This is a genomic window from Jejuia sp. G7-7, assembly GCF_055808955.1.
The window spans coordinates 1,674,520-1,692,102 of the sequence record NZ_JBVVSZ010000001.1; the positions used below are offsets into that span (position 1 = coordinate 1,674,520).

13 protein-coding genes and 2 pseudogenes are annotated in these 17,583 nt (G+C 32.3%); 5 read left to right on the forward strand and 10 right to left on the reverse strand.

Translation table 11 applies throughout. The features are described from left to right. Nucleotides 1–289: 289 nt before the first annotated feature. The 4 genes and pseudogenes from AC0L5U_RS08250 to rlmB all read left to right on the forward strand — a co-directional run bounded on the left by AC0L5U_RS08250 (nucleotide 290) and on the right by rlmB (nucleotide 6,666). Nucleotides 290–3,445: a SusC/RagA family TonB-linked outer membrane protein gene (locus AC0L5U_RS08250; protein WP_473415771.1), complete on the forward strand. Its 3,156-nt coding sequence runs from the start codon at nucleotides 290–292 to the stop codon at nucleotides 3,443–3,445. Nucleotides 3,446–3,471: 26 nt separating this feature from the next. Continuing rightward, on the forward strand, nucleotides 3,472–5,097 hold the full coding sequence (locus AC0L5U_RS08255) for a RagB/SusD family nutrient uptake outer membrane protein (RefSeq protein ID WP_473415772.1): 1,626 nt from the start codon (nucleotides 3,472–3,474) through the stop codon (nucleotides 5,095–5,097). A 33-nt stretch (nucleotides 5,098–5,130) separates the two neighbouring features. Then, on the forward strand, nucleotides 5,131–5,865 hold the full coding sequence (locus AC0L5U_RS08260; RefSeq protein WP_473415773.1) for a hypothetical protein: 735 nt from the start codon (nucleotides 5,131–5,133) through the stop codon (nucleotides 5,863–5,865). 67 nt (nucleotides 5,866–5,932) lie between these two features. Further along, nucleotides 5,933–6,666: pseudogene (rlmB, locus tag AC0L5U_RS08265) on the forward strand (23S rRNA (guanosine(2251)-2'-O)-methyltransferase RlmB). Between the two features lie 45 nt (nucleotides 6,667–6,711). On the opposite strand, the gene AC0L5U_RS08270 reads toward rlmB, so the two are convergent. After that, on the reverse strand, nucleotides 6,712–7,446 hold the full coding sequence (locus AC0L5U_RS08270) for a rhomboid family intramembrane serine protease (RefSeq protein ID WP_473415774.1): 735 nt from the start codon (nucleotides 7,444–7,446) through the stop codon (nucleotides 6,712–6,714). Between the two features lie 205 nt (nucleotides 7,447–7,651). On the opposite strand from AC0L5U_RS08270, the gene AC0L5U_RS08275 reads away from it, so the two are divergent. Next, nucleotides 7,652–8,935 (forward strand): replication-associated recombination protein A, encoded by a 1,284-nt coding sequence (locus AC0L5U_RS08275; RefSeq protein ID WP_473415775.1) that lies wholly within the window; start codon nucleotides 7,652–7,654, stop codon nucleotides 8,933–8,935. An 85-nt stretch (nucleotides 8,936–9,020) separates the two neighbouring features. Here AC0L5U_RS08275 and AC0L5U_RS08280 read toward each other — a convergent pair whose 3' ends face one another. From AC0L5U_RS08280 to AC0L5U_RS08320, 9 genes and pseudogenes are all read right to left on the reverse strand, one after another. Next, nucleotides 9,021–9,893, reverse strand: coding sequence for a hypothetical protein (locus AC0L5U_RS08280; protein WP_473415776.1), 873 nt, complete (start codon nucleotides 9,891–9,893; stop codon nucleotides 9,021–9,023). Continuing rightward, nucleotides 9,883–11,301 (reverse strand): DUF5723 family protein, encoded by a 1,419-nt coding sequence (locus AC0L5U_RS08285; protein ID WP_473415777.1) that lies wholly within the window; start codon nucleotides 11,299–11,301, stop codon nucleotides 9,883–9,885. Before AC0L5U_RS08285 ends, AC0L5U_RS08280 begins: the two co-directional genes overlap by 11 nt. Next, entirely contained in the window at nucleotides 11,298–11,852 is a 555-nt protein-coding gene (locus AC0L5U_RS08290; RefSeq protein WP_473415779.1) for a hypothetical protein, read from the reverse strand. Before AC0L5U_RS08290 ends, AC0L5U_RS08285 begins: the two co-directional genes overlap by 4 nt. A gap of 38 nt (nucleotides 11,853–11,890) precedes the next feature. Then, nucleotides 11,891–12,583 (reverse strand): YjjG family noncanonical pyrimidine nucleotidase, encoded by a 693-nt coding sequence (locus AC0L5U_RS08295; RefSeq protein WP_473415781.1) that lies wholly within the window; start codon nucleotides 12,581–12,583, stop codon nucleotides 11,891–11,893. Next, nucleotides 12,570–13,872, reverse strand: a pseudogene (locus AC0L5U_RS08300) (polysaccharide deacetylase family protein). Before AC0L5U_RS08300 ends, AC0L5U_RS08295 begins: the two are co-directional and overlap by 14 nt. Before the next feature lie 79 nt (nucleotides 13,873–13,951). After that, nucleotides 13,952–14,650, reverse strand: a complete 699-nt coding sequence (gene radC, locus AC0L5U_RS08305) for a RadC family protein (RefSeq protein WP_473415783.1) — start codon at nucleotides 14,648–14,650, stop codon at nucleotides 13,952–13,954. A 100-nt stretch (nucleotides 14,651–14,750) separates the two neighbouring features. Next, nucleotides 14,751–14,981, reverse strand: a complete 231-nt coding sequence (locus tag AC0L5U_RS08310) for a DUF3820 family protein (RefSeq protein ID WP_473415784.1) — start codon at nucleotides 14,979–14,981, stop codon at nucleotides 14,751–14,753. Between the two features lie 4 nt (nucleotides 14,982–14,985). After that, complete coding sequence (locus AC0L5U_RS08315; RefSeq protein WP_473415785.1) at nucleotides 14,986–15,531, reverse strand: DUF922 domain-containing protein; 546 nt, start codon at nucleotides 15,529–15,531, stop codon at nucleotides 14,986–14,988. Between the two features lie 60 nt (nucleotides 15,532–15,591). Beyond that, nucleotides 15,592–17,481 carry a PBP1 and LysM peptidoglycan-binding domain-containing protein gene (locus AC0L5U_RS08320; RefSeq protein ID WP_473415786.1) on the reverse strand — a complete coding sequence of 630 codons (1,890 nt, stop codon included), beginning with the start codon at nucleotides 17,479–17,481 and terminating at the stop codon, nucleotides 15,592–15,594. Nucleotides 17,482–17,583 lie beyond the last annotated feature (102 nt).

Sequence of the window (17,583 nt, forward strand, 5' to 3'; positions counted from 1 at the left end):
TTTAATATGAGTAAATGAATTATATTTTTTTAAAACACTCGAAGAGTAATACCAAAATTACGCTCAAAAACCCCTATTTCAAGGTGCTATGCATGCATAATTAAATAAACCTTAAATAAAAGGATTCCTAGAAAATCCAAAAAATCACTAAATTTTATTGTAACATTTTATCCTTTTTTTGCAAAAAACACAATCAATTTCGAATTAAAAAGTAAAATTTAACGAGAAATTATTGTTTAATTAACTTTATTTTATGATTTTTGACGTGACTAATTCAAATAATTATAAAATGAAAACAAAGTTTAGTGGAATTCTAACGCTACTACTAGCGTTTGTCGTGCAACTAACATTTGCACAAGAAAAGACAATTTCAGGTACGGTATCTGACCAAAGTGGTTTACCATTACCAGGAACAACTGTCTTAGTAAAAGGTACAAGTAATGGTACATCAACAGATTTTGATGGAAAGTATTCAATAAAGACTGCACAGGGGGCTACTCTTGTTTTTAGTTTTGTTGGTTACACCTCACAGCAAATAACTGTGGGTAGTTCGAACACAATTGATGTATCCATGAAAGAAGATGCTTCAGCACTTGAAGAAGTTGTTGTTGTTGCTTATGGTACTACAACCAAAGAAGCTTTTACTGGTTCAGCAAGTGTTATCAGTTCTGATGATCTTGCTCTAAGGCCTGCAACCTCTCCAATTGCTGCAATTGAAGGTAAAACTACAGGTGTTCAATTTATTTCGGCTAACGGGGCCCCAGGTTCATCACCTAGCATTGTTATTAGAGGTGTAGGAACACTTAATGGGTCTACAGATCCATTATATATTGTGGATGGTGTTCAATTTGAAGGAGCTTTAACATTATTAAATCAGGATGACATCGAGTCAATGACTGTTTTAAAAGATGCTGCATCTACTTCCTTATATGGAAATAGAGCTGCAAATGGTGTTATCATCATTACTACTAAATCTGGAAAAAAAGGTGCACTTAGAGTTAATGCAAGAAGTCAGTATGGTCTTATAGACAATGCTATTCCTGCATACAAAACTGTAAACGCTGGTCAATATTATGAATTGATGTGGGAAGGTTACAAAAACACACTAAGTGGTCCAAACGCAGCAGCAGAAGCTTCTGCTTCTATATACAACAGGCTTGGATACAACCCTTTTAATGTTCCTAATGATCAAATTGTAGATACAAATGGTAATATAAATCCAAATGCAGAATTTATTTATCAAACAACTGATTGGAGAGATTACATAGAAAGAACTGGTACTCGAACTAATCATTCTGTTAACGTTGCTGGTGGTGGTGAAAATCATAATATATTCTTTTCAACATCTTACCTTGGAGAAGATGGTTACGTAATTGATAGTAAATTTGATCGTGTTACTACAAGATTGAATGGTGATTTTCAAATTACAGACTGGTTAGAAGTTGGTGGTAATGCCAATTTTGTAACTTCTAAATCTGATGGACCTGCTAGTACTGGTACAAATAGTATTGTGAATGTTTTTAGCTGGGCAAGAGATTTAGCGCCAATTTACCCTGTAAACCAATTAGATGCAAACGGAAATTTTGTTCTAGATGCTGCTGGCCAAAGACAATGGGATTTTGGTACAGGTAATTTAGATTATAATCAATTATCTAGACCATACAATCCTGACAGACATGGTATTGCGGAGTTGGTTCTTAATCAAGATATTGTGAAACAAAACAATTACGGCTTTAGAAACTATGCAAACATGCAAATTATTGATGGTTTAAAACTTAAATTAGATTATAATTTACAAGTTCAAGATTACATTGAGAAAAATTATGAAAATAATATTGTTGGTGATGGTGCTCCAGGTGGTAGATACCAAGAGACACGATTTAGAAGAAATGTAGAGAATTTTAATCAAATTATCTCATATAACAAATCATTCAATGATGTTCACAATTTTGATGTAACGCTTGGTCACGAAAGCCTTAAACGTAATTATTCAGAATTAAACGGTATTGCAAATACTCAAACTGCTACAGGAATTTCTGAGTTTGACAACTTTTCTGCTGGTGATAATGTAGGTGGTTTTAGTACAGATTATAAGTTAGAAGGTTATTTTGCAAGGCTAAACTACAACTTCAATAATAAATATTACTTAAGTGGTTCTATAAGAAGAGATGGAACATCTGTTTTTAGCTCTGATGTACGCTGGGGTAATTTTTATTCTGTAGGTGCATCTTGGAGAATCGACCAAGAAGGCTTTATGGAAAATGTTTCATTTATTAACAGATTAAAATTAAGAGGATCTTATGGTGAGGTAGGTAATGACAACTTACTAAACGATGATTTAACTCGAAATTTCTACATATCGCAAGCATTATATACCATCCATCCTAATGCTGGAGCTCCAGGAATTGTTTGGACGAGTACTGGTAATACACTATTAACATGGGAAAACCAAGTAAGCTGGGATTTAGCTCTAGAGTTTGGTCTGTTTAATAATGTTATTGATGGTACTGTAGAGTATTTTAAAAAGTCTACTAATGGATTACTTTTTAACAGACCTATCCCAATATCTGAAGGTTTAAACGAAGCTCCTGAAAACATTGGAGACATGTATAACTCTGGTTTTGAAGTCTCATTAAACGCTAATATAGTAAATAATGACACTTTCAGATGGAATTTAGGTTTGCAGTTTACCACACTTAAAAATGAAATAACGGAATTATTAGAACCAGCTGATAACGGTACTAAACGTTGGGAAGAAGGTCGCTCAAGATATGATTATTATATTTATCATTATGCTGGTGTTGATCCTGGAACTGGAGATGCATTGTATTACATGTGGGAAGATGGTACTGATGAGTTTGAAGGGCAAAGACTTCCTGTTTTAAATGCTAATGGCACACAAGCGACTTCTAATGATTTTCAAGAAGCAGGTGAAGCTTTTACAGGCGACAGTAGTTTACCAGACTTTATTGGATCTATTTCAAACTCTTTCAAATACAAAAATGTATCTTTAGACTTTCTATTTGTTTATGGTATTGGAGGTAAAGTCTTAGATAGAGGTTATGCTACATTAATGCACGAAGGAGAGTATGGTACAAATTTACATGTTGATGCTCTAAATGCATGGCGTTCTCCAGGAGATATTACTAATGTGCCTAGACTTGAAAACGGAAACCCAAATCAAACGGTTCAAAATTCAACTAGATTCTTGACAGATGCTTCTTATTTAGCATTAAGAAATGTGAATTTATCATACAGCTTAAATGACACTATTACTGAAAAAATAGGAGCTAACAATTTAAGCATCTTTGTATCTGCTGAAAACTTAGCATTATTTTCTAAAAGAAAAGGAATGAATCCACAGTATGGTTTATCAGGGGTACAGGACGGTGATGACTTTAATCCTGGAAGAGTTATTTCTATAGGAGTAAACGCATCTTTTTAAAAAAATTGAAATAAAAAATAAAAATTATGTTACAAAAAATTAACAAAATAATTGTTGTGCTATTTCTGGCAGCTTTTACAGTTACCAGTTGTACAGAAGATTTTCTTGAAACAACACCTACGGATGCAATTTCAGAAGCAGCAGCTTTTGCAAGTCCAGATAATATGTTTTTGGTGTTAAATGGAATGCATAGAAATATGTATGGTCATGGAGATGTTTTACCTGGAGGTTCTTTCCAAAGAACAGGTGAAAGCCATTATTTACCATCACTAGATGCCATAGGTGGAAATATTATTCATTCTTCGCCTGGTAATGGTTGGATGAGAGCTGACTTACAATGGTTGATGCATACTAATGCTAATGCCACAACTGTAAGAAACCACTGGTACCAACGCTATAATTTAATAGCAACGGCGAATAACTTAATTAATAAAGTTGATGAAGGTGGTTACCCTAAAGCTGACCCACAAATAGCAAATATTTTAGCACAAGCTTATACTTACAGAGCTTGGGCTTACTGGAGATTAGTTACTACTTATGCTAAAGGTTACCTTATTGGCAGTCCTAGTACTGATCCTGGCGTACCACTTAGTACTGTTGCTGGTGCTCCATACACAAGTAGTGCTAGAGCTACCGTACAAGAAGTTTACGATCAAATTCAAAGTGATATTAACGCATCTTTTGGGCATTTCGCAAATGCTTCTGCTCCAGCTGATAAGTCTCACTTATCTGTAAATACTGCTCATGGTATTAATGCTAGAATAGCATTATCTAAAGGAGATTGGTCTACTGCTGCTACAGAAGCTGCATTAGCAAGAGATGGTTACCCATTAATGGATGAATCGAAATGGTTATCTGGGTTTAATGATGCTGAAGGGAATAGTGAAGTTATTTGGGGTGCTACTATGATTGAATCCGAAACGAATTTCTTTGCTTCTTATTTTTACTATGTTTCTCCTACATTTAATGGTAGTCAAAACAGAACGAATCCAAAACTAATTAGCACAACGCTATATGATGCGCTTCCTGATACTGACTTCCGTACAAAAGCATGGTTACCAGACGCACCAAATACATATTCGTCTGCTGCCAATGATCTAGGTGGAGATTGGGAAGCTCAAGGTTATGCTAGTGAAGATGAGTTTGATGATGCTAAAGCTGCAGTAATTACTGAGTATGGAATGACTTCAGGTCATAATACACACCAATACATGAACGTTAAGTTTTTACAAAAAAACCCTGGAACTATAGACGTTGACGATTTAATATTTATGCGTTCATCAGAAATGTACTTAATTGAGGCTGAAGCAAAAGCAATGATGCCCGATGTTACAGGAGCACAAACTGTGTTACAAGAATTTGGAAGTGCAAGAGATTCTGCTTATGATTCTAGTGTATATACTACAAAAGAAGCCTTAATGGCACATATTAAATGGCAAAGAAGAGTTGAACTACATGGTGAAGGTTTTAGCTACCATGATCAAATAAGATGGGATGAAGGTCTTGACCAATCTAATTCTGGAGCTTCGTTCTCATTGTACAGAAATGGTTTTATGGTAGACAAACCTAGTATAAATGACGATTGGGTTTGGAAAATACCTCAGGATGAGATTAATGCGAATCCAAATATAAATGAGGCTGACCAAAACTAATCGGTCAATGTTTAATTAATAATATTATAAATTATGAAAAAAATAATAAATATCTTTTTGATATTATTCTCAGTTATACTTTTACAAAATTGTGATGAAGAACAATTTGAGCCTTCTCTTAATTATGTAGCTTTTGGTGGGTCAACCTACTCTACTGGTGTAGATGAAAATGGTAGTGCTACACTTGATGTAGAAGTTTTTACATCTACTATAGCTAGTTCAGATATTACTTTCAATATTGGAGTAGATTCTGATGGTGCGGCAGCTGGTTCTTTTACAGTCCCTACAACTGTAACTATTCCTAGTGGTTCTAATAAAGGAACAGTAAGTGTTGCATTAACAGATACTAACTTAGGCATAGGAATAAACAAACTTGTTTTAAGTTTTACTGATGTTGCTACTGGTTTTGATAATGGTGCTGCTACAACTGTAGAGTATTTTCAAAATTGTACTGAAGTTAATGCAACTGTTAGTTTAACTTTTGATAGATGGGGTAGTGAAGTAAGTTGGAACATAAAAGATGCTTTAGGAGGCGTAGTTGCTTCTGGTGGTGGTTATTCGGATACTGGTGCCGGTACTTCTACCTCAGACACTATAATGTTTACTTTATGTTCTGGTAGGTCATACACCTTTACCGCTGTAGATGCCTTTGGTGATGGATGGGGAGCAGTTGGAAATTTTTCATTAGAAGTTGGAGGAACTGTTAAAGCTTCTGGACCAGAAGCTACATTTGAATCTAGTGAATCAATTGAATTTGATACAAATTAAAATAATTGATTAATAATACTTAATTTCTAAAGAGGCTATATAACTTATATAGCCTCTTTTTACTATTATGCAAGACCAAACCCAAATATTCGGTATTAGAGCCATTATAGAAGCTATAAGTTCAGGAGAAACTATAGATAAAGTTTTTTTACAAAAAGGGCTTAAAGGTGAACTTTTTACGGAATTAGAATCTGTTTTGAGAAAGAATTCTATCAACTCGTCCTATGTACCTGTTGAAAAATTGAATCGGTTAACTAAAAAGAATCATCAAGGAGCAGTAGCACAAATATCGCCAATTGCTTTTCATGATATGGAAACTCTGATTTTGAATGTTATTGAATCTGGCAAAACGCCTTTGTTTTTATTACTAGACCAATTAAGCGATGTTAGAAACTTTGGTGCTATAATTAGAACTGCAGAATGTACGGGTGTAGATGGTATTATTATTCAAAAAAAGGTGGTGCTCCTGTTAATGGAGATACTATAAAAACAAGTGCTGGTGCGGTTTTTAAAATACCAATTTGTAAAGTAGACCATATTAAGGATGCTGTGTTTTATATGCAAGCTTCTGGTATAAAAGTTATTGCTGCTACTGAAAAAACAGATAACAATCTATATGATGTTTCGTTTGCAGCACCTTGTGCAATTATAATGGGGTCTGAAGGTAGAGGTATTAATCCTTCTACATTAAAAGTTGTGGACGAAAAAGCCAAACTACCTTTATTAGGTGATATTGAATCTTTAAATGTTTCTGTGGCTTGTGGTGCTTTTCTATATGAAGTTGTTAGACAAAGGCTGTAGATTGATGATTTCAGATTAACGAATTTGGAATTTAAATATATTGTATTAATCGTTCCCTTTTTCCCCTCCTTTATAGGTATAGTTTATTGAGGGTTGTTCCTCCTCTATGTCGGGTTCAATAGTTTCTATAAAATTTCCGTTTTCATCAAAATGTTTGAGGAATGGGTCATCATCTTCATTGAAGTTTTCTTGTTCCCAGACGTACTTTTTAGGTTTTGCGACTTGTTTTTTAAAGATTAACGCAAACAATAATCCTGTTATTAAACCTGACAAATGGCCTTCCCAAGAAATACCTTTTTCTATGGGTAAGGTGTACCAAATCATACTTCCGTAAAGAAAAACTACCAATAAGGATAGTGCTATTAATCTGAAATGTTTTGCAAACACACCCTTAAAAAAAGTAAAACTTACCAAAACATAAATGAGTCCGCTTGATCCTATATGATATGAGGGTCGGCCAATACACCAAGTTAAAAAACCAGAGAGTAAAATTCCAAAAAATAATACTTTCCAAGCTATTGGTTTATAGAAATAAAAAAGTGCTGATGATAATACAAATAACGGAATACTATTATGATATATGTGCTTAATATCGCCATGTAAAAACGGACTTAACACCACACCCCTTAGTCCTTTTAATGTTTGGGGAAATACACCAAACTTTGAGAAATTAAAACCAAAACGTACTTCAAACCAAAATACTAGCCAAATTATTAGCAGAAATATTAATGGATAAGCAATAACTCCTGTTGAGTATTTAAACTGTTCTTGTGATTTCATTGTGTACTAAATATAGCAAATAGTTAACCAATCTAGGTTTAGTGCTAAATTGGCAGATAGGTGCTTGAGGGATTGGAGAGGAAAGCCCACAGCGAAGCACGAGCGAGGACTTGCAACGCAAAGCCCGACCCCTTTTTGGTGGCACGCCCAAAAAATAAAATTCTATTTTAACATATTATTTTATGAATTACTTAATTTTACATTTATGAATGCCAATGTACCTTTAGCGGAACGATTACGCCCAAAAACCTTAAACGATTATGTGAGTCAATCACATTTGGTTGGGGAAAATGGTGCTTTGACGCAGCAATTAAAACTGGGATTAATAGCATCAATGATATTTTGGGGACCGCCAGGAACAGGAAAAACCACGTTGGCAAACATTATTGCTTCAGAATCTGGTAGGCCATTTTACACCTTGAGTGCCATAAATTCTGGAGTGAAAGACATACGAGATGTTATTGAAAAAGCAAAACAAAGCGGCGGTTTGTTTACTACTAAAAACCCTATTTTGTTTATTGACGAAATACATAGATTTAGTAAATCGCAACAAGACTCCTTGTTACAGGCTGTTGAAAAAGGTTGGATTACATTGATTGGTGCTACTACCGAAAATCCTAGTTTTGAAGTTATTTCTGCACTTTTATCGCGTTGCCAAGTTTATATTTTGAATGCTTTCTCAAAAAGTGATTTAGAGACACTTTTAACGCGTGCTATTGAGAAAGACAATATTATTTCTCAAAAAAATGTAAAACTTAAAGAAACCGATGCCCTTTTGCGACTTTCTGGTGGAGATGCCAGAAAATTGTTAAATATTTTTGAGTTACTTGTAAATTCTACAACTGAAGATAAAATTACAATTACCAACGATTTCGTTCTTGATAAAATACAAAACAATACCGTAAGGTATGATAAAACTGGAGAGCAGCATTATGATATTATTTCGGCGTTTATTAAATCTATTCGTGGTAGTGACCCAAATGGCGCGGTGTATTGGTTAGCCAGAATGATTGAAGGCGGCGAGGATGTAAAATTTATTGCGAGACGCTTATTAATTTCGGCAAGCGAAGATATTGGCAATGCAAACCCCACAGCTTTAGTAATTGCAAACAACACATTTCAAGCGGTGTCTACCATTGGGTTTCCAGAGTCTAGAATTATTTTGAGTCAATGTGCCACGTATTTAGCCTGTTCCCCAAAAAGTAATGCGGCCTATTCGGCTATTAATAGTGCACAACAATTGGTTAAGGAAACTGGTGATTTATCGGTGCCTTTAGAAATTAGAAATGCGCCAACCAAATTAATGAAAGAGTTAGGTTATGGCGAAAACTACAAGTACGCCCATAATTATAAAAATAATTTTGCTGCTCAAGAGTTTCTACCTGACGAGATTAATGGCACTAAATTATACGACCCAAGCAATAATACTAGAGAAAATGCCCAACGCGATTTTTTGAAACAACGTTGGAAGGATAAATATAATTATTGATTTTTGGGGGGTTACCCGAAAAGGGGTCGGGCTTTCAATACTCAATCCCTAACGCAAAGTCAATTTTGGATTAAACACTAATTATTTAGAATTTTATATTTAATTCTTCGAGTTTTTTAGTATTGTTATCATAATACTCTAAAAACCAAATATCACCGTTTTTATAAATTATAGCACTTTTGCCTTCTACTAAATATAAATCTTTTAATCCTGTATTTTTTAGCCTATACACTACTTTTGGAGTGCTATCAACCAATTGAAACCCATTATCGATTGCTTGAGCATATAAAACACTTGACGGTATTTCAGTTGATTTTTTTGCTATGTTCTTAACTTCAGTTTTAACTTCTTTAACTGATTCCTGAATTGATTCTTTTACAGCGGTTGGTTCTTTTACTTGAGCTACTTCTTTTTGCTCCTTCGCTTTAAGTGATTGAATTTCTTCTTTTAATTTTTGAATTTCTTGTGACACTTCATTTTTTGCTTCTCCTACCTTTTGAGTTTTAATTACCATTATTTCAGTAGGTTCATATTTGTAGTTTAGAGTTGCAAAAGATTTAAAAGTCTCACGTAAAGCAGCTGTATATGCTGATTTATATTCTTTTTCTCTACTCTCTCCAGTTTGAGAAGTATACACTACTTTATCATTACAGTCTTTTAATTGAGCATGAAGCTTGGTTTTAAACATCCCAGATTCTCTGTATACATCTGAACGTAATGCTAGACATCTATTAAGTTTTAAATCTTCTGGGTATTCGCTGCCTGCCATAACTGTTTCAAATCCATACTTTTTAAATAAAAATTGAGCTAGTTCATTTAAACGGTATTCATTTTCATTTTTTAAAAAATCAAATTTTTTGGGAACTATGACGTATTTGTAATTGTTTAGATTTGCTTGTGCAAAAACACTAGAAACTATAAAAAAAGCTACAAGAGCGGTAAATATTTTAGTCTTCATTTTTAAAGATATAATTTAATCCTAATTGTAAAGATACACTTTGTGCATCATATATGTTTTTATATTGTAAAAAATTATCTGCCATGATATACATATTTACACCACCTATATGGGCAGAAACTCCTAGTCCAATATTATTAAAAGAATAAGAATCTACAGTATATGTTGCTTTGGCTCTCAATCCTTTAAAGAGACGTCTATAATAGTATGCAGTTAATGCCAGTTGTGGCCCTCTAGGCCTATTTATTGCATATAACTGACCCCCTACTGCATTTAGGTATCCACCTTCATCAAATAAACAATCACAATCTTTACTTTTTTTCTTTCCAAAGGCATAGTTAAGAGATGCATTAAATTTTGCAGGACGCCAAGTGGTGTATTTGGCAGTTGTTGTATCCAAAGTAAAAAGTTCTTCGAAGTCTTCTTCTATTTCACTCCAATATTCATCGGCTGTTTGATTGCCATTAGATTCTGGAAAAATGGGGTCTACACCCTCAAAAACAAAATCATTCTTCAATTCGTAATTTTCAATATCTTTTGTGTGCCGTATAAAACCAATATCAATTAGACTAGCATCAAAAGTCCATTGATCAGTTATTTTATAGGTAATTCCAAAATCAATACCTAAACCAAGATTTCCACCAAATAAAACCCGCTTACGCAATGTTTTTATGTCTTTATCAAAATCTGAATTATCATCATTAATTAAACTAGCAATTCCTGAAGTTCGCGCACTTAAATTCAAATCAAAAACATGTTGATATATATTATTACCTCCGCGAATAGTTGTAAATCGTCCTTCGTTTTTTGTAGAATTAATATTTGCAATACTGGAATAAATTTTTCCTCGAAATCCATAAGTAAACTTTGAGTTTACTTTTTTATTATAGCCAACATGAAAAACGGAAATTACTTCGGTACTAAAATTTAAATGGTTTAGTTTAAAAGGTCTACCAATATTACTTTGATTACCTTCTAAAGCCAAAATAGCATAATCCTTAGGAAAATATCCAATAAAATCAAGCTCTTGATATAATCCAAAACTTAAATATTCATTTTGTTCATAAGTTTTTCCAAATCTAAAACCTCCAGAAAATAGTTCTAACTGTTGCGTAACAGTCATAAAATCGTTAGGCTTTAAATTATTTACTGCTAGTCTGATTTTCGCATTAAAATCTACGCCATCATCAGCAAACAAATCATAAGCAGAAATACCTGATGAACCTGCATTAATGTGAAAATGAGATAGTAATGGAATTCCAAAGTAACCTTTGTTATGTACTTTCCCTCCGGGGTTCAACATTAAAGATTGAGGTATTTCTGAAAACCCATAAAGAATCTGCTTGTTTTGAGAAAAGCATATCCCAACCATGAAAACTAATAAATAAGGTGTTTTTTTTAGATTCATTCCCCTAAACTTAAATGAAATATCCCTTTAGACTTTAAATCTATTTCTCCAGGGGAATTTGGATTAATTGGAGATCCAGGAAGCATTGCCAAAGTAAATACCAATATTCTTGATTGTTTTATATTATCTAGAGCTTCGCCCTCAAAAATTTCAGAATGTTCTGTAGTAATAACTTCGTTATTTGGCGATGCCGAGGAACGTATGTTAAACGACTCTAATAACACACTACTGTCATCTAAAAAATCTAATTGTAAATTATATGCTCTATTTATTGAGTTTTTGGTTTCAAATACAAATTCTGCTTTTACTAAATTATCTTGAACAAAACTGTTATTAAAAACATCAATAAAAACAAAATCTTGAGCAAGGTTTTCTTCTACACCGCCAACAAAAAAATCTCCTGCGCTTGCATTGTAAAAAATAATACTAGACTCTATAACTGGCAACAAGGTTAAATCTTCAATTTGATTAAAATCTATAGGTTTTGTACATCCAATTATTAAAAGTAGTATTACTCCATAACTTAAATATTTTAATATTTTTTGAATCATAGTTTAATAAAAACGTATTGATTTTAATTCTTATTGCTTTATAGTAATTCCTTAAGTTGGATTAAACTTGATATTCTTTTTACCTCAGTTTCTATTTCAGATGGTTTGGGTTCATAAAAAATAGCATCCATTCCAATGTTTATTGCACCTTGTATATCAGCTTCAAAACTATCTCCAATCATTATACTATTTTTAGCTTCTACATTAGCTTGAGTTAATGCAAAATGAAAAATTTTAGGGTTTGGTTTTTTAACACCAGCAATTTCAGAATTTGTAACAGTTTTAAAATATTTTGAAATATTTGACTTATCTAACTTTCCTTGTTGTACCTCATCAAATCCGTTAGTAACAATATGTAATCTATACTTCTGATTTAAATACTCTAAAACTTCAATAGTATGCTCAATTAAAAAATTAGAAACCGTTAAATGAGCAATATAATCTTCTGAAAGTTTGTTTATTATTTCCTTTGAAATTGATTGATTTAATGCTGTAAACGTTTCATTTAATCTTGCAAATCTCAACGCTTCTTTTTCAATACGTTCTTCACGATATAACTTCCAATATTCAAAGTTAATGGGAATATAGTACTCTAAAAACTCATCCAAATCAACATCAACTTGGTTAATTTTAAAAATATACTTAAAAGTCAATGCTGAGTTTTTCTCAAAATCCCAAAGTGTATGGTCTAAATCAAAAAACACATCGGTTATCCCGTTAATTTTCTTCATTTGTTGAGTCTAAAATAATATTAAAAAGTTCTTTGAATCCTTTCCATAGAGAATTACTACTAAATGTATAATTATGAAATATTGGGACAAATGTGCCATTTACATTCTTAATTTCATGTATAATAGTATTTAGGGCTTTCTTTTTATCTAATAATGATGTGTGTTTTAATAAAGTAAAATCCATCATATGAAACGGACAAATCTTTAGTGGAGTTTGCACTTCATAATCCAAATCATAGAATAAAAAAGGGGTACAAGAACCTGCTCTAAAACCTATATGATTCACATATCCCATTGTATAATCCTCCATGATTTCAAGTTGTACCATATTCCGATAAGATTCTGGCAGGTTAAATTTTGAAAAAGAATAACGTGAAGCTTTTAATGATGTATTAATAACCTCTTCCATTTGGCGTTTTTCTTTTTTTAAAAGTTCTACGTCGTTAACAGAAAAATAAGAAGCTTTAAGGCCTACATCACAATAATCAGCAATGTGTTTTATAAGAGATGTAAAACCTCGCTTATTGATGTTTATACCTTTATCAAATGTTGAATATGCACCAATATAAAAGAATACTAAAAACTTAAATTCGGAATGTTTTTGTCTGTTAATAATATATTTAAACGTATCGTAAGGGTCATGTTTAAAACCAAAAAGCACAACAAATCTAATATAAAATTGTTTTAGTCTAAGCCTAAAAAAGTCCTTAGTTAACCCCCTAAAGTTCTCATAACACCTTTCATTTTATAGGCATACGGACTTGGAACATCAATTATAGGCTTGATACTAAAGCTTCTTTCTGGAAAAATAAAATCGGGAAATTGTTTCTGTAAAGCGTCCTTAAATTTATAAGCCCAAATATCAACTACTGGTTGGTGCAAAAAATCATGTTTAAAGCCTAAACTTTGGGTTGCTAAAAACCGTCCATACTCGTCTTTTACCTGTGGCAAATACTCTTCATATCTAGACAGCATATAAAATGATGCCGCAAAAATATCAAAAGACATTGCGCTCTTATCTCCATTGAAAAAAAGCATTTGGTATTTTCCCATTTTTGAATGCTAATTTCTACATCAGACAATCCTTGTTCAAATAAAATTTCATGACTTTTGATAAAAAACTCATTACCCAAATGCTGTTTGGTGTAAGACATTTTTAAACTATCGTGGGCAATAAATTCTTCTATTTTTGTGGTAAACTCAACTTTAATTCCTAGTACACGAGTGCAAATATGCTTAAAAACATATTTTATTCTTGGTGATATTTTATGAGTATATACTAGTAACATCTTAAAAATAAATTCCAATATAAAAATTCCAAATTCCAATATGGACCATTTTGGAATTTAGTTTCTAATTTTTGGAATTTTATAATAATGATTCATCTGCAAAACTAAAATAAGCCTTTTCGGTAATTATGAGATGATCTAGCACCTTTATATCTAAACTTTGTGCTGCAGTTTTTAATTTTTGAGTAATTTGTTTATCGGCTTCACTTGGTTTTAAAGTACCTGACGGATGATTATGCGCTAATACTAAACCTACTGCTCCAACTTCTAAGGCATTTTTTAAAACCAGCCTAACATCTACTAAAGTTCCAGTAATACCTCCTTTACTTAATTGATTTTTTTGAATGATTTTATTGGAATTATTTAAATAAATAATCCAAAACTCCTCATGTGCTAACTCCCCTATTACCGGTTGCATCAATTCAAAAACCGAAGTACTAGAAGTGATTTTTTTCTTTTCGAGAGCTGCTTCTCCTCTTCGTCTTCGTCCCAATTCCATGGCAGCTGCTATAGTAATCGCTTTAGCTTCACCAATACCTTTAAACTCCATTAATTGCTTAATAGAAAGTTTACCTAAATCGTTTAAGTTATTATCTGCACTAGCAAGAATACGTTTACATAAAGCTACTGCACTTTCATTTCTATTCCCTGAACCTATTAAAATAGCTACCAATTCAGCATCACTTAAAGCTGCTTTACCTTTATATAACAACTTTTCACGAGGTTGATCGTCTTGACTCCAATTTTTTATTGAAAACGAGGTGGATTTTTCTTGCATTGGCTAAAGATAAATATTGTAATCAGAAAAAAGAACAGATTTATCATTCAAAATCTTAATTCTAAAAAAAGAAAACGATCCAAGCCATAATTTATCTCAATTACTTTTTAGGATATTGTTGCCTTATATTTCGAATTAATTCTTCTAAGCCATTCAATTTTAACTCATAAACTTGGGTAAGCATATCTCCCAATTTACCTTTTGGAAAACCCTTATTATGATACCAAACCACATAATATTCTGGTAAATCAATCAAGTATCGATCTTTATATTTACCATACGGCATTTTAGTATGAGCCAAGTCTATCAAAAATTGTTTATCTGGAAGCATTCGTTTAATCAACTGATTTAAAAGCATCGAGTTTATTGAGTTCTTCCTCGATATACAATTGCCATTTTAATTGCGCTTCTGCTTGTCTAGAAAAATCTGTTTCGGAATCGTACTTATTCTGAAAGGCAGCCAATTCTTTGTTAATCGTTTTATGCAAACTATTTAATTCTTTTTTGATTTGCTGTGATACTTTTAATTGACTAATTCTCTTTCTGAATTTCCGGACATGCAATTCGGTAATATCAAAATGCAATTGTTCGTGCCCTAAAATATGGTTATCGGCTCTTTCTATTTTATACCACGATTGCTCTGGATAAAAATGAGCATAAATTTCAGTAGTAAAACTAACAATACGTGTATCACTTTGCCGTATCGAAAACCCAAATGTTATTCCTGATGCTGTGGTTGCTACTGCATTTACATTTTGTCTAGGCTTTCCTTTAAAGTCATTCCAAGATAATTTATACGATTGGTTCCAAGAAATTACTGGTTCATTAGAATTCTGAACACATAAAAATAGACATAATAACCCTAAGTAAATTTTAAGCACTCTTTCTATTAATTTGAAATTTATTCGGTAAAACTATAGAACGCTCAGATATTATGCTTATTACTCAATTTCAACAATTTTTAAATCATCGTATTTGACAAGATAAACAGCATCATTAAAATATCCGCCAAAAAGCTTCTTCTTGTAAGCAAATTTATTTTCTACATACGCTGTTAAAGGCGCATTGTTTACAGACATAAATAAATCATCAGAAGTTACCATACGTAACACTACATCCATTGTTAAATCAAAACCTTTTACGGCGCGTCTGCTTGGAGTTACATTATAAATTCGGTCATAGTTTTTAACAAAAATATTGTTATCGTCTTCGCTATAGCTCTTAGTAGATGTTGCAAAATGAAACTGTAATTTAGAAAGGTGCGTATTATTAATTTCATCTCCTTCAAATGCACCATTAAATCTTGTAGTGGCTAAAACAATATTAATTTCTTCCTCTTCTTCTTCTTTATTTTCTTTTTGAATTGAAGATGCTAAAATACTTGTTGCGTTAGATGCAAAACCTTCATTTTGAGTTTCTAGAAACACGATATTATCTCCTGGTTTTAAAGCAGCTTCTATATCTTCTTTTGTAACAAAATACTCATCTTTGCCTTCTTTATTTTTTCTAGAATACACAATTGTGCTTGAATTAAATTCTCTTTTTAACTCATTTGCAATAGTCATATTCTTAGAGTCAGCTATAATAACTATGTTTTTTTGTAAACTGTCTTGCTTCACAAAATTGATGATTTTACTTTTCAATAAACCATCTGATGGTCTAGACTGAAATACATTTTCATGCAATTTCAATTTCGTTCCAATTGGAGATACTACTGGAATATTAAACTTTCTTAATTCACTAGAAACTACATCAAAATTCTTAGTAGTCAATGGTCCGATAACAGCATCAAGATTCTCAAAATCGTTATCAGTTAAAATTCTTGATACAGCTGTGGTTTGATATTTTGTATCGTAAACATCTAGTTTAAGAGATACTCCTAATTTTTTTAAAGAATCTACCGCCATAAGTACACCTGAATAAAAATCAAGAGATGCGTCTAGATATGGATCTTTTTCAATGCTTTTTTTAGTTGCCGAAATCGTATCAAACTCTACACGATTTAATCTAAATGGTAACATTAATGCGATGTGCTTTGTCTCAGAATTATTAATTTTACTGCTAAGATTTGTGAGTTCAATTTCTTCATCAATAACTCCTTCAGCTTCAGTAAAAGGTATTTTTAAAATCATACCAACTTTTAAACCACTCTCTTTTAAATCAGGGTTTAAAGTTTCTAATTCGTTTTGCTCTAATCCTAATTTTAACTTCAGCCTATAAAAACCTTCTTTTGGTAAAACCTTATAATAACTATATTGTTCGTCTACTTGTTTCTCTTCTGCTTTATCAATATTTGGCACATTAATTTGTTGTCCTTCTTGTAAAACGTCTCCCATTTTTGGGTTTAGTGCTTCTAATTCTTCAACAGTAATTCCAAATTTATAGGCTACTCGCCATTTTCCTTCTTTTGGTTGAACAATGTATATTTGATTCTCATCAACTTCTTCAACTTTAGTAATCTTAAAAACCGGAATTTGTAGCTTATCTCCTTTTCGAAGATTATTGGCATATAAAAACGTATTGTATTTTTTAATATCATCTTCTTTAACGCCATACTTTTTTGAAATACCATATAAAGTTTCTTTGCGTTTGGTTTTATGTTTCTTAAAGCCTTGTAGTTCCTTAACCTCTGTAACCTTTGGCTTATTAGCTTTAGAAATAGGAATTATTAAAATAGTATTTGGCTTTAGCTCCTTTTTAGCATCAGGATTTAAACTGTAAATATCAAACGGCGTCACAAAATAACGTTTAGCAATCTGTTCAATTGTTTCTCCCTTTTTAACCTGATGTGTACTGTAGTTTTGTGCATTAACTGATGTTAAACCAAACATTAATGTAATGACAAGGACTAAAAAAATCTATTCATTCTTGTTGTTGTTTTATTACTAAACTACTATTAAATAGTCTATATACGTCGCTTTTTAGTGTTTAGG